Origin of the sequence: Streptomyces sp. NPDC127197, assembly GCF_042672405.1 — a bacterium.
Taxonomy (GTDB): Bacteria; Actinomycetota; Actinomycetes; order Streptomycetales; family Streptomycetaceae; genus Streptomyces; species Streptomyces flavusporus.
This window is the reverse complement of the sequence record NZ_JBHXVG010000026.1, coordinates 1-13,320: the sequence shown is the minus strand read 5'-3', so window position 1 is coordinate 13,320 and position 13,320 is coordinate 1. Positions and strand designations below refer to the sequence as shown.

The following is a 13,320-nucleotide window of genomic DNA, read 5'->3' as shown; positions in this document are numbered from 1 at the left end:
CCCGCGTCTCCCCTTCCTGCCAGTGGTTCTTCAGGTGTTGGCCGCGTAGTCCTGCGCGAACTCCTCGGCCATTCTGTCGCCGCCCCGGTCCCGCCACCGCTTCACCGTCGCGTCCCATTCGGACAGCGGGATGCGGCCCGCGACGATGCCGGTGACGGTGTCGTCGAGGAGCGCCTTGAGCGTGGTGCCCTGGGCGTTGTTCGTGCGGGACTGCAGACCGAAGGAGGCGTTGCGGATGGCGTGCGGGACGACCTTCTGCTGCCAGGCGTGCAGGGCCCGTACGGCGTCGGGCATACCGGGCACGAACAGCACCTGGGGGCCTTCGGCGAGGTACTTCAGCGGCAGGTTGGTGTTGTTCTCGACCTCGCCGAGCTTGGTGGGCTTGGGCGCGCCGCCCTTTCCGCGGGTGAAGTGGGTGCCCTCGACGCCGTAGTGGACGAGTTCCCACTCCTGGCTGCCGAAGGGGGCGGCGAGGTAGTCGAGGATGCGCAGCAGCAGCTCGATGCGTTCCTTCTTCGCCTTCTTCAGCACGGTGTAGCCGAAGGAGCGGCGGGCGGCGACGATGCCGCCGGGTTCGCCGCCGACGCTGTAGGGGAGGGCGGCGGCCGGGGTCATCCCAGCCGGGGCTTCCTGGTACTTGGGCAGGTAGGCGCCGAAGCCGTCCTGCATGGAGCCGACGGTGCCGTTGTAGTAGAGCGTGGTCAGGTCGATCTGGGAGATGGACGTGGCGTCGGGGTGGTACGAGCCGTTCTTGCGGAGCTGCGCCTGGAAGGCGATGGCCGCCTTGTAGCGTTCGTCGGCCCAGCCCGGCTGGAAGGTCCCGTCCTTGGTGACGGCCCAGCCCTGGGGCGCGTTGTGGGCGGCGGAGTGCACGGCGTTGCCGAACAGGGAGCCCTGGGCGGCGCCGAGGGCGTACGTCCGTCCCTTGGTCGCCTGCTTGGCCACGGCGGCGAAGTCGTCGGACGTCCAGCCCTCCTTCATGCCGACGTCGGTGAACATGCCCTGGTTGATCCAGAGGGTGGAGCCGGGCAGCGGGCGTTCCAGGGGGATGCCGTGGATGCGGCCGCCGATGCGGCCCATGTCCTGCCAGGCGTGGGTCGGGATGTTGGCGAGGTTGGGGTAGTCGGCGATGGCGTCGCCGGAGAGGAAGGGGGTGAGGTCCTCGGCGCGCCGCTGCACGAACTCGGCCTCGCGGGGCAGCACGAACCCGGAGAAGAGGTTGATGACGTCCGGCAGGGAGTCGGCGTCGCCGGCCATCACGGTGGCCATCTTCTTCTGGTAGTCGGCCTGGGAGACGATCGTGTACTCGATCTTCACGCCGAGGGCCTTCTCGACCGCGGCCCAGAACCGGTTGGCGGAGGCCGGTTTCGGGGGTGTTCCGAACGAGACCGACATGACCTTGATGGTGGAGCCGTCGCCCGGGGTGCGGGCGACGGACTTGACCAGGTCGGAGGGGTAGGAGGTGTAGCCGACCTGGACGCCCGCCTGCGTGGGGGCGAGGTCCGGCTTGGGGCCGGTCGCGGGCTTGTACGCGGGCCAGGGCGCGAGCTTCTTGCCCGCGTTGGAGACGTCGCTGTCGCCGCCGGAGGAGGAGCAGGCGGTCAGCAGACCGGGGACGGAGACCGCGGCGCCACCGGCGGCCAGGGAACGCAGCAGGGTACGTCGGGACATGCGAGGCATGGGAGACCGACCTTTCTGAGTACGGCTCTTGATGGAATGTCAGCTCTTGATGGCGCCGGTGAGCACGCCCTTGGTGAAGTACTTCTGCAGGAAGGGATAGACGAGCAGGATCGGCACGGTGGCGATCACCAGGACCGCCATCTGCACGGTCTGCGGGGCCGTGATGGTGGCCTCGCCGGTGGTCGCGTCGGTGAGCCCGGATCCGGCCACCACATAGGTGCGCAGCACCTGTTGCAGCGGCCAGTGGTCGCTCTCCAGGTAGAGCGAGGCATAGAACCAGGAGTTCCAGTACGCCACCGCGTAGAACAGGCCCACGACGGCGAGCGCGGCCTTGGACAGCGGCAGCACGATCGAGAACAGCACCCGCCAGTCCCCCGCCCCGTCGAGGCGTGCCGCCTCGTACAGCTCCTCGGGGATGCCCTGGAAGAAGCCCCGCAGGACGACGAGGTTGAACACGTTCACCAGGACGGGCAGGACCAGGGAGGCGTAGTTGTCCAGCAGGCCCAGCTCCTTGACCAGCAGGAAGCCGGGGATCATGCCGGGCGGGAAGAGGAACGTGAACAGGATGAGCAGCAGCACCGGCCGGCCGCCGAACACACCGGGGCGGGACAGCGCGTAGGCGAGGGTCACCGTGCAGGCGAGGCTGAGGAGCGTGCCGACGATCGTGACTCCGGCACTGACGCCGAGGGCGTGGGTGACGATGCCGCCGTCGAGGATGTCCCGGTACGCGTCCAGGGACGGCTCGGTCGGCCACAGCACCCAGCCGCCGTTGGCGACGACCTCGTCCGTGGAGGCCAGCGACGTCGACACGATCACCAGGAACGGCACGCACACCAGCAGCACGACCGTGGCGAGCGCGAGGACCTTGCCGGCCTGGGTGAGGGGCCGGGGCTTCTCCAGCCAGCCCGGCCGTGCGGATGCGCTCACTTGTAGACCCCCTGTTCGCCCAGGCGGTGGGCGACCTTGTTGGCGGCGTAGACGAGGAGGGCGCCGATGACGCCCTTGAACAGGCCCGCGGCGGCGGCGAATCCGTAGTCGCCGCCGACGATGCCCTGGTAGTAGACGAAGGTGTCGATGATCTCGGCGGCCTCGGGACCGACCGCGTCGCGTTGCAGCAGCATCTGCTCGAAGCCGACGGAGAGGATGTCGCCGAGCCGCATGATGAGCAGCAGCACGATCACCGGCCGGATGGCGGGCAGGGTGACGTGCCAGAAGCGCCGCCAGGGACCCGCCCCGTCGATCGCGGCGGCCTCGTACTGCTGCTCGTCGACCTGGGACAGCGCGGCGAGGAAGATGATCGTGCCCCAGCCGGCGTCCTTCCAGATGACCTGGGCGACGACGAGCGGCTTGAAGGCGTCGGGGTTGCCGATGATGTCGACGGTGTGCAGCCCGGCGCCGCTCAGCGTGCTGTTGAGCAGTCCGGTGTCGCCGAGTACCTGCTGGAAGAGGGCGACGACGATCACCCACGAGATGAAGTGCGGCAGATACGCCACCGACTGCACGAAGCGCCGGACCGTGCTCCAGGTGAGGCTGTGCAGGAGCAGGGCGAGCGCGAGCGGCACCGGGAAGTAGAAGACCAGTTGGAGGACGGCGATCCAGAGGGTGTTGACGACGGAGGACCAGAAGGCCCCGTCCTCGAACATGCGCTGGAAGTTGCCCAGCCCGACCCAGGGGCTGCCCCACAGGCCGTCGAAGGGCACGTACTCCTTGAACGCGATGACGTTGCCGACCAGGGCGCCGTAGTGGAACAGCAGGAAGTAGGCGAGGCCGGGCAGCATGAGCAGGAAGAGAGTTCGGCTCCGTCCGTGAAAGCGCTTTCGCCGAACAACGGCCACGGTTCCCCCTCATGTCTCTGGATCGGCGTGAGGGGAAGTTAAAGCGCTTTCATTCGACAGTCAACAGCTCTGGCGCAGAAAAGACGTTGACCCACGTCAGGGCAGGTGCCTCAACGTGGGCCACAGGGTGAAAACGCTTCCACTCTCCTGGTTTACGTCAGCTCCGCTTGCGGCGCGCCAGGGCCACCGCTCCCCCGCCCGCCGCCAGCAGCGCGACGGCGCCGCCCGCGATGTACGGAGTCGTCGAGCTGCCGCCCGTCTCGGCCAGACCCGACTCGGCGGGCGCACCCTGGGGCTTCACGTCGCCGGCCGGATCCGCGCTCGGCGGCACGGCCTGGCCCGCCGGGGCCGCCGGCGCCTCGCAGGTCGCCTTCGCGAGCGTCAGCGTGCCCTCGACCTCGGCGACGTTCAGCTTCAACGGGTTGACGGAGACCTTGAGTTCGAGGGCGGTGGCGGCCGCCGTACGGGAGGTCGTCTCCCGCTGCGAGAGGTCCAGGCGCACCTCGCCCACGCCGGGGACCGTCACGTCGGTCGGGCCGCCGGCGGTCAGCGTCACGCGCTTGCCCAGTACCGTCACCGCGCCCAGCACGTTGGAATCGGCGACCGGCGCCTCCCCGGCCGCGCAGGTCGCCGTCGAGGTGATGCCCTCGACCTCGATGAGGGACAGCAGTGGCAGACCGGGGACGTGGAGCTGGGCGTTGGCCAGCCGCGTGGAGCCCTCCGCCTTCTCGGCGGTCACCGTCGCCCTGGCCTGCGCCACGTCCGCGCGCAGCACGGTGAACGGGTTTCCGCCGTCGACGCCGTCCAACCGGGCGGTCAGCGCGGTCTTCTCGGCGCTCTGCGGCGCCTGCACCTCGTTGAGGGAGACCGCGAGCGGGACGTTCACGGTCTTGTTGAGCAGGGACACATCGAGCCCGGTGCGCAGCACCACGGCGCTCGCGCGGCCCTCGTCACCGGTCGCGTGGGCGGAGCCCGCGCCGGCCAGGGCCGCAGGACCGGCGGCCAGGGCGGTGGCCGTCGCGACGGTCGCGAAACTGCGTGCGGGCATGCGGAAGTTCTTGCCGTTCAAGGTGGGGACCCCCAGAGGAGACTTGCTCGGGACCCGGCAAGAATTACGCACCGAGAGTGAACAGTCAGCAGTCCAGCGGGACTTCACCCCAAAGTGGTGTTTCCGTGAACCTTTTCGAATCGCCCGGCACGGGTGTTCCTCGAAGTCACCCCCGTACCCCCTTCTGTGCGAGCGCGCGCGTTGACGCACCGGCGCAGGGGCCGGAGTGGGCAACGAGGGAGTACGGCCTTCGGTAACTCTGCGTCAACTAGCCGACAACCCGCCCGTTCAGCACGATCCGCCGAGGCGCCGCCAGGACGCGTACGTCCGCTCGCGGGTCGGACGCGTACACCACGAGGTCTGCCGCCGCCCCCTCCTCCAGGCCGGGGCGGCCGAGCCACTTGTGGGCCGCCCAGGTCGTCGCCGAGAGCGCCTCGACCGGTGGGATACCGGCCGTGACCAGTTCCGCGACCTCGGCCGCCACCAGGCCGTGGGGCAGGGTGCCGCCCGCGTCCGTGCCGACGAAGACCGGGATGCCGGCGTCGTAGGCGGAGCGGACCGTGTCGTAGCGGCGTTCATGGAGGCGGCGCATATGGGCCGACCAGCGGGGGAACCTGGACTCGCCGCCGTCGGCCAGCTTCGGGAAGGTCGCGATGTTGACCAGGGTCGGGACGATCGCCACGCCCCGCGAGGCGAACAGCGGAATCAGGTCCTCCGTCAGGCCCGTCGCGTGTTCGATGCAGTCGATGCCCGACTCGACCAGGTCCCGCAGGGAGTCCTCGGCGAAGCAGTGGGCGGTCACGCGGGCGCCCAGGCGGTGCGCCTCCGCGATTCCCGCCTCCACCGCCTCGCGCGGCCAGCAGGCCGACAGGTCGCCCACCTCGCGGTCGATCCAGTCGCCGACCAGCTTCACCCAGCCGTCGCCGCGCCGGGCCTCCTGGGCGACGTAGGCGACCAGGTCGTCCGGTTCGATCTCGTGCGCGTAGCCGCGGATGTAGCGGCGGGTGCGGGCGATGTGCCGGCCGGCCCGGATGATCTTCGGCAGGTCCTCGCGGTCGTCGATCCAGCGGGTGTCGGAGGGTGAGCCGGCGTCGCGGATCAGCAGGGTGCCCGCGTCGCGGTCGGTCAGCGCCTGCTTCTCCGCGACGTCGTCGTCGACGGGGCCGTGCGCGCCGAGGCCGACATGGCAGTGGGCGTCGACGAGGCCGGGCAGGGCCCAGCCCTCGACGGTACGGATGTCGCGGGCGCCGACGGGGCGGTCGTAGGAGATCCGGCCGTCGACGACCCACAGCTCGTCCCGGACGTCGTCGGGTCCGACGAGCACCCGTCCCTTCACCCGCAGCACAGCGCCATTCCTCATGAGCTGCACTGTAGTCAGGCGGGCCCTACTCGCTCTTCCCGCCCACCTGGTCCGAGGTCTCCTCCTCCACGTCCGCCATCGCCGGGTCGAGGAGACGGGAGAGGAAGTGGCGGGTGCGCTCGTGCTGCGGGTGGGCGATGACCTGGTCGGGGGTGCCGTCCTCGACGATCACGCCGCCGTCCATGAAGACGACCCGGTCGGCGACCTCGCGGGCGAAGGTCATCTCGTGGGTGACGACCATCATCGTCATGCCCTCGTTCGCGAGCATGCGCATGACGGCCAGGACGTCCCCCACCAGCTCCGGGTCGAGCGCCGAGGTCGGCTCGTCGAACAGCATCACCTCGGGGCCCATCGCCAGCGCGCGGGCGATGGCGACGCGCTGCTGCTGGCCGCCGGAGAGGGAGGAGGGGTAGGCGGTCGCCTTCTCCGACAGGCCCACACGCTCGAGGTTCTCGGCGGCGACCCGGGCAGCCTCCGCCTTGCCCCGCCCGAGCACCCGGCGCTGCGGCAGCGCGAGGTTCTCGGTCACCGTGAGGTGCGGGAAGAGGTTGAACTGCTGGAAGACCATGCCGATCCGGCGGCGTACCGCGTCGATGTCGACATCGGGGTCGGTGACCTCCGTACCGCCGACGAAGACCTGGCCCTTGGTCGGCTCCTCCAGCAGGTTCACACAGCGCAGCAGCGTCGACTTGCCGGAGCCGGACGGGCCGATGACACAGACGACCTCGCCCTGACCGATCTCCAGGTCGATGCCACGCAGCACCTCGTTGTCGCCGAAGGATTTGTGCAGCTCGCGGATCTCGATTTCCGGACGGCTCATTTCACGGCCTCCTGGGCCTTCGCCTCCATACGACGTACGACGAATCCGAGCGGGATCGTGACCAGCAGGTAGCACAGGCCGGCGACCAGGATCGGCGTGGAGTTGGCGGTCTGGCTGGCGAGGTCGCGGCCGAACTTGGACAGCTCCCGCTCCTCCAGGGTGACACCGAGGAACAGCACCAGCGAGGAGTCCTTGAAGAGCAGGACGAGTTCGTTGGTGAGGGGCGGCAGAATGATCCGGAAGGCCTGCGGGAGGATGATCGAGACCATGGCGCGGGCGGGCGAGAAGCCCAGGGAACGGGCCGCCTCCATCTGCCCCTTGGGCACCGCCTGGATGCCCGCGCGGAACGTCTCGGCCATGTACGCGGCGGCCACCAGGCCGAGCGCGAGGGCGACCTTGCCGTACGTTCCGCCGGGGATCTCGGTGCCGGGGAAGGCCAGCGGGACGGCCACGCCGATGAAGATGAAGATCAGCAGGGCGGGCAGGCCGCGGAAGATCTCGATGTAGATGCCGGCGATCCAGCGGTACGGGCCCACGGAGGACAGCCGCATGAGGGCCAGGACCATGCCGAGCACCAGGCCGACCAGGAAGCCGGACAGCGTGTACAGCACGGTGTTCTTCAGCGCCAGCGTGATGACGTCCGGGAACATCTGCTCGGCGATGTCCTGCTGGGCGAACTGGTTCTGCAGCCGGTCCCAGTCGGCCCCGACCGCGAGGGCGACCAGGGCGCCGACGAAGACGACGTACTGCACACCGCGGGACACCCGGCGCTTCTGGCGCCGCGTCAACCCCTTCTTGCGGGGTTGGACTTCGGTCTTCGCGGCGTCGGTCATGAGGCGGCGGGCGAGGCGGCGGCCTCCTCGTACGGGCCGATCCACTGCTCGTACAGCTTCTTGTACGTGCCGTCGGCCTTGGCGTCCGCGAGGGCCTTGTTGACGGCCTTGAGCAGCGGCGCGTTGCCCTTCTTCACCGTGAAGCCGTACTCCTCGCCGGTGTTGATCTGCTCGGCGACCTCGAACGCGTCGGCGTTGGCCTGGTCCTTGAGCCAGCCCTGGACGACCGGGTAGTCGATCACGACGGCCTCGACCTGGCCGGTGCGCAGGCCGTTGAGGACGGCGTCGGAGGACTCGAAGGAGACCGGGTCGAGGCCCTGGCTCTTGGCGTAGTCCTCGCCGGTGGTCTGCGCCTGGGCGCCGACCTTCTTGCCCTTGAGGTCGGCGAAGGAGCCGATGCCGCTCTTCTTGTCGACCAGCACGGCCTGGGTCGCCTCGAAGTACGGGTCCGAGAAGTCGACGTTCTTCTTGCGCTCCTCGGTGATGGTCATGCCGGCGGCGGCGAGGTCGCACTGGCCGGCGTTGAGGGACCCGCCGGTCTTGAAGTTCTCGAAGGGCTGGTCGACGATCTGCTGCTGCACGCCCAGGTCCTCGGCGACCAGGTCGATCAGCGAGACGTCGAAGCCCTGCACCTTGCCGTCGATCTCCGACTGGAAGGGCGGGTAGGGCAGGTGGGTGCAGGTGGTGAGCTGGCCGCCCTTGACGAGAGTGACCCCGCCGGCGGCGGTCTGCGTGCCGCTCGCGTCGCCGTCGTCCGACCCGCAGCCGGCCACGAGCAGCAGCCCGGCCGTCGCGGTGGTGGCGGCCAGAATGCGGGCCCGGCGCCCGAGGACCGTGTTCACGGGGACCTCCTGTGAGGGAACTGAGTGTTCCGATTATAAGGAGAACTTTGAACCACTCAAACCAATCCCATGGCGACGAGGCCGTCCGGCCTGAGAAGTCGCCGGTAACAGGGGTGTGCGGCCCGCCGGTTACCCTCGACAGCGTCGACCCCGTGAACGAAGAGAGCACCGCCGTGACCCATCCCCTCCTGGACCTGGCCCCGCTGACCGCAGCGCACTTCGCCGCCATCGAGGACCGGGTGGCCCGGCTGCTCGGCACCCGCCAGGACGTGGTGATCATGCAGGGGGAGGCGCTGCTGCCGCTGGAGGGCGCGATCCGCGCCACGGCCGGTCCCGGGACGACGGCACTGAACGTGATCACCGGACCGTACGGGCAGACCTTCGGGAACTGGCTGCGGGACTGCGGGGCGACCGTGATCGATCTGGCGGTGCCCTTCCACACGGCGGTCACGGCCGAGCAGATCCGGGCGGCCTTCGCCGAGCACCCGGAGATCGACTTCGTGTCCCTGGTGCATGCGGAGGCGGCAACCGGCAACACCAACCCGGTCGCGGAGATCGGCGAGGTGGTACGGGAACACGGGGCGCTGTTCTACCTGGACGCCGTCGCCTCCATCGGGGCCGAGCCGGTGCTGCCGGACGCGTGGGGCGTGGACCTGTGCGTCATCGGGGCGCAGAAGGCGATGGGCGGTCCCGCCGGGGTGTCGGCGGTGTCGGTGAGCGAACGCGCCTGGGCCCGTATGACGGCGAACCCGAACGCCCCACGCCGCTCCTACCTCTCCCTGCTGGACTGGAAGGAGCGCTGGATCGACGCTGGCCGGACGTCCCTGCTGCACGCGCCGGCCCAGCTGGAGATGCTGGCCCTCCAGGCGTGCGTCGAGCGGATCGAGGCGGAGGGCCCGCAGGCGGTGATGGCCCGGCACGCGGCCGCCGCGGCTGCGACCCGCGCGGGGGCGCTCGCGCTGGGCGGCGGCCTGGAGCCGTACGTGCACGAGGCCGCGGAGGCGGCGCCGGTCGCGACCACCCTGCGGGCACCCTCCGGCGTCGTGGCGTCGGAACTGGTGACCAGGGCCCTGGAGAGCGACCCCGCGCTGCCGCTGGCCGCGGGCGGGGGCGCGCTGGCCAAGGAGATGATCCGCGTCAACCACTACGGTCCCGACGCGACGCCGGGCGCGGTCCGGGCGAGCCTGGCCGCCCTGGGCGCTGCCCTGACCGAGAAGGGTCTGGCGGTGGACCTCGATGCGGCGCGGCGGGCTGCGGAGGCCGCCTGGCAGTAAGCGCCGGGCACTCTCTTCACGGTTGATTTTCCGGGATTCCTTTTCCGCAGTTTCAACAATTTCAACCAATTAACGGGGAGCAGCTTCCCGTATTCTTCTGCCCGCTTTCCCCGGCCTTAAACGCAAAGATTTCGCGAACACCAAGCGGCGTAATTCGGGCAGATCTCCTGAGGGTTACATGGTTGTGACGCGTTCCACATCGCGCCCGTTTTGTGCACTATGTGGCCGACAAACCAGGGCATTCCGCTGCACCTTCGCGCGGCTGCACGCGCACGCGTGATAACACAGGACGCGCAGACACGTAAGCCCCTCCGGCCATGCAATTTCGAATTTCGCTCGGTAAATTCAATTCGCATGACTGCCGCACAAGCAGACCTGCACATCGACCGTCCGGCGGTTTCGGACGGGGCCGCTGTCTGGCGGCTCGCCAAGGAATCCGGAACCCTCGACCTGAACTCCTCGTACAGCTATCTGCTGTGGTGCCGGGACTTCGCCGCCACGTCGGCGGTGGCGCGGGCGGACGACGGAGCGGCCGTCGGCTTCATCACCGGGTACCTGCGGCCGGACCGCCCGGGGACCCTGCTGGTGTGGCAGGTGGCCGTCGACGCCGCGTACCGCGGACGCGGGCTGGCGGCGCGGCTGCTCGACGGACTGACCGCCCGGGTCGCCGCCGAGCAGGGGCTGACCTCCGTCGAGACCACCATCACGCCGGGCAACACCCCCTCCGAGCGGCTGTTCACCTCGTACGCCGCCCGGCACGACGCCCGCGTCGAGCGCGAGGTGCTGTTCGAGACGGGCCTGTTCCCGGACGGCCCGCACGACCCCGAAGTCCTGTACCGCATCGGCCCGTTGACCCACCTCTCGCAGTGACCCGTCGCAATTGACCGTTGCAACTGACCGTCGTATGACCGTCGCAATGAGGAGCGATTCTCCGTGACCATCACCCAGCCCGACCTCAGCGTCTTCGAAACCCTGGAGTCCGAGGTGCGCAGCTACTGCCGCGGCTGGCCCACCGTCTTCGACCGGGCGCGCGGCAGCCGCATGTACGACGAGGACGGCCACGAGTACCTCGACTTCTTCGCCGGAGCCGGCTCGCTCAACTACGGGCACAACAACCCGGTGCTCAAACGGGCCCTGCTCGACTATCTGGACCGGGACGGCGTCACCCACGGTCTCGACATGTCGACCACGGCCAAACGCGCCTTCCTGCAGACCTTCCAGGACCTGGTGCTGCGCCCGCGCGACCTGCCCTACAAGGTCATGTTCCCGGGCCCGACCGGCACCAACGCCGTGGAGTCCGCGCTGAAACTGGCGCGCAAGGTCAAGGGGCGCGAGGCCATCGTGTCCTTCACCAACGCCTTCCACGGGATGTCCCTCGGGGCCCTCGCCGTGACCGGCAACGCCTTCAAGCGGGCCGGGGCCGGTATCCCGCTGGTGCACGGCACGCCGATGCCCTTCGACCACTATCTCGACGGCAAGGTCGAGGACTTCCTGTGGTTCGAGCGGCTCCTCGAGGACCAGGGCTCCGGGCTCAACCAGCCCGCCGCCGTGATCGTCGAGACCGTGCAGGGCGAGGGCGGGATCAACGTGGCCCGGGCCGAGTGGCTGCGCTCGCTCGCCGAGCTGTGCCGACGCCGCGACATGCTGCTGATCGTCGACGACATCCAGATGGGCTGCGGGCGCACCGGCGCGTTCTTCTCCTTCGAGGAGGCCGGGATCGTGCCCGACATCGTCACCGTGTCGAAGTCCATCAGCGGCTACGGGCTGCCGATGTCGCTGTGCCTGTTCAAGCCGGAGCTGGACGTGTGGGAGCCGGGCGAGCACAACGGCACCTTCCGCGGCAACAACCCGGCGTTCGTCACGGCCACCGCCGCGCTGGAGACGTACTGGACCGACGGCTCGGCCATGGAGAAGCAGACCCGCGCGCGCGGCGAGCAGGTCGAGCAGGCGCTGATCGCCATCACCGAGGAGAACCTCGCCGACGTCAAGGAGTACCGGGGCCGCGGGCTGGTGTGGGGCATGGAGTTCCACGACAAGGGCCGGGCCGAACGCGTCGCCCGCCGCGCCTTCGAACTCGGGCTGCTGATCGAGACGTCCGGCCCCGAGAGCGAGGTCGTCAAGCTGCTGCCCGCCCTCACCGTCACCCCCGAGGAGCTGGACGAGGGCCTGCGCGTCCTCGCCCGTGCCGTACGCGAAACCGTCTGAGAAAAGGAGCTGTTCAGCACCGTGATCGTCCGTTCGTTCAAGGACATCGAAGGCACCGACCGGCATGTGAAGGCCGCGTCCGGCACCTGGGAGAGCAAACGCATCGTCCTCGCCAAGGAGAAGGTCGGCTTCTCGCTGCACGAGACGATCCTGTACGCGGGGACGGAGACGTCGATGTGGTACGCCAACCACATCGAGGCCGTGGTCTGCGTGCAGGGCGAGGCCGAACTGACCGACCACGAGACCGACCGGACGTACACGATCACGCCCGGGACGATGTACCTCCTCGACGGCCACGAGCGGCACACGCTGCGCGTCAAGGAGGACTTCCGCTGTATCTGCGTCTTCAACCCGCCCGTGACCGGACGGGAGGACCACGACGAGAACGGCGTCTACCCCCTGCTCACCGAACCCGAGGAGGTGTGACATCCCCATGACGACCAGCACTGTCACGGATCTCTACCCCAGCCGCGGCACCACCGAGGTGTCCGTCCCCCGCCAGGACCCCGTCGTCTGGAGCGCGCCCGGCACCCCCGGGCCGATCGACGTCGCCGGTCTCCAGTCCTTCGAGCGGGACGGCTTCCTCGCCATCGAGGAACTCATCACCGACGACGAGGTCGCCGTCTACCGGGATGAGTTGAACCGGCTGGTGGCGGACCCGGCGATCCGGGCCGACGAGCGGTCGATCGTCGAACCGAAGTCGCAGGAGATCCGGTCCGTCTTCGAAGTGCACAAGATCAGCGAGGTGTTCGCCGCGCTGGTGCGCGACGAGCGGGTCGTCGGGCGGGCCCGGCAGATCCTCGGCTCGGACGTGTACGTCCACCAGTCGCGGATCAACGTCAAGCCGGGCTTCGGGGCCAGTGGCTTCTACTGGCACTCGGACTTCGAGACCTGGCATGCCGAGGACGGTCTGCCGAACATGCGGACGGTGTCCGTCTCGATCGCGCTGACCGAGAACTACGACACCAACGGCGGGCTCATGATCATGCCGGGGTCGCACCGGACGTTCCTCGGATGCGCGGGGGCCACGCCGAAGGACAACTACAAGAAGTCGCTGCAGATGCAGGACGCGGGCACGCCCTCGCACGAGGCGCTGACCGCGATGGCCTCGCAGTACGGCATCAAGTTGTTCACGGGCAAGGCCGGTTCGGCGACCTGGTTCGACTGCAACTGCATGCACGGGTCGGGCGACAACATCACGCCGTTCCCGCGCAGCAACGTCTTCATCGTCTTCAACAGCGTGGAGAACGCGGCGGTCGAGCCGTTCGCGGCACCGGTACGGCGGCCGGAGTTCATTGGCGCGCGGGACTTCACGCCGGTGAAGTGACGTAGCCGGACGTGTCGAGTCGGGGGGCCCCCCCGCGGGGGCCCCCCCCGGTTGAATTGCCGGCAAAAACACCCCACCCACCCCCCCCCCGCCCCT

At 69.3% G+C, this 13,320-nt stretch carries 13 protein-coding genes; 5 read left to right on the top strand and 8 right to left on the bottom strand.

Annotated features, from left to right (window positions below):
* Positions 1-30 precede the first annotated feature (30 nt).
* The 8 genes from ACFVJQ_RS31840 to ACFVJQ_RS31805 form a co-directional block, all read right to left on the bottom strand.
* The gene (locus ACFVJQ_RS31840) at positions 31-1,680 is read right to left on the bottom strand and encodes a sugar ABC transporter substrate-binding protein (RefSeq protein WP_385789038.1); all 1,650 of its coding nucleotides are present in this window, start codon (positions 1,678-1,680) and stop codon (positions 31-33) included.
* Between the two features lie 39 nt (positions 1,681-1,719).
* Complete coding sequence (locus ACFVJQ_RS31835; protein WP_385789036.1) at positions 1,720-2,607, bottom strand: carbohydrate ABC transporter permease; 888 nt, start codon at positions 2,605-2,607, stop codon at positions 1,720-1,722.
* A complete protein-coding gene (locus ACFVJQ_RS31830) occupies positions 2,604-3,458 on the bottom strand; it encodes a sugar ABC transporter permease (RefSeq protein WP_129797188.1) in 855 nt (284 codons plus the stop codon). The genes ACFVJQ_RS31835 and ACFVJQ_RS31830 overlap by 4 nt, the downstream gene beginning before the upstream one ends.
* Positions 3,459-3,672: 214 nt before the next feature.
* A complete protein-coding gene (locus ACFVJQ_RS31825) occupies positions 3,673-4,584 on the bottom strand; it encodes an SCO1860 family LAETG-anchored protein (RefSeq protein WP_385789034.1) in 912 nt (303 codons plus the stop codon).
* A 247-nt stretch (positions 4,585-4,831) separates the two neighbouring features.
* Positions 4,832-5,923 carry an amidohydrolase family protein gene (locus ACFVJQ_RS31820; RefSeq protein ID WP_385509101.1) on the bottom strand — a complete coding sequence of 364 codons (1,092 nt, stop codon included), beginning with the start codon at positions 5,921-5,923 and terminating at the stop codon, positions 4,832-4,834.
* 25 nt (positions 5,924-5,948) lie between these two features.
* The gene (locus ACFVJQ_RS31815; protein ID WP_385509102.1) at positions 5,949-6,743 is read right to left on the bottom strand and encodes an amino acid ABC transporter ATP-binding protein; all 795 of its coding nucleotides are present in this window, start codon (positions 6,741-6,743) and stop codon (positions 5,949-5,951) included.
* Positions 6,740-7,576 carry an amino acid ABC transporter permease gene (locus ACFVJQ_RS31810; protein WP_224734773.1) on the bottom strand — a complete coding sequence of 279 codons (837 nt, stop codon included), beginning with the start codon at positions 7,574-7,576 and terminating at the stop codon, positions 6,740-6,742. The genes ACFVJQ_RS31815 and ACFVJQ_RS31810 overlap by 4 nt, the downstream gene beginning before the upstream one ends.
* The gene (locus ACFVJQ_RS31805) at positions 7,573-8,418 is read right to left on the bottom strand and encodes a basic amino acid ABC transporter substrate-binding protein (protein ID WP_385509103.1); all 846 of its coding nucleotides are present in this window, start codon (positions 8,416-8,418) and stop codon (positions 7,573-7,575) included. The genes ACFVJQ_RS31810 and ACFVJQ_RS31805 overlap by 4 nt, the downstream gene beginning before the upstream one ends.
* Positions 8,419-8,591: 173 nt before the next feature.
* Here ACFVJQ_RS31805 and ACFVJQ_RS31800 point away from each other — a divergent pair, with 173 nt between their 5' ends.
* The 5 genes from ACFVJQ_RS31800 to thpD all read left to right on the top strand — a co-directional run bounded on the left by ACFVJQ_RS31800 (position 8,592) and on the right by thpD (position 13,224).
* Positions 8,592-9,692, top strand: coding sequence for a pyridoxal-phosphate-dependent aminotransferase family protein (locus ACFVJQ_RS31800; RefSeq protein WP_385789124.1), 1,101 nt, complete (start codon positions 8,592-8,594; stop codon positions 9,690-9,692).
* A 354-nt stretch (positions 9,693-10,046) separates the two neighbouring features.
* A complete protein-coding gene (ectA, locus tag ACFVJQ_RS31795) occupies positions 10,047-10,562 on the top strand; it encodes a diaminobutyrate acetyltransferase (RefSeq protein ID WP_385789031.1) in 516 nt (171 codons plus the stop codon).
* Between the two features lie 63 nt (positions 10,563-10,625).
* Positions 10,626-11,897 (top strand): diaminobutyrate--2-oxoglutarate transaminase, encoded by a 1,272-nt coding sequence (gene ectB / locus ACFVJQ_RS31790; RefSeq protein WP_224734770.1) that lies wholly within the window; start codon positions 10,626-10,628, stop codon positions 11,895-11,897.
* Positions 11,898-11,918: 21 nt separating this feature from the next.
* Positions 11,919-12,323 (top strand): ectoine synthase, encoded by a 405-nt coding sequence (locus ACFVJQ_RS31785; RefSeq protein WP_224734769.1) that lies wholly within the window; start codon positions 11,919-11,921, stop codon positions 12,321-12,323.
* 7 nt (positions 12,324-12,330) lie between these two features.
* Positions 12,331-13,224 carry an ectoine hydroxylase gene (gene thpD / locus ACFVJQ_RS31780; RefSeq protein ID WP_385509105.1) on the top strand — a complete coding sequence of 298 codons (894 nt, stop codon included), beginning with the start codon at positions 12,331-12,333 and terminating at the stop codon, positions 13,222-13,224.
* The last annotated feature ends 96 nt before the right edge of the window (positions 13,225-13,320 follow it).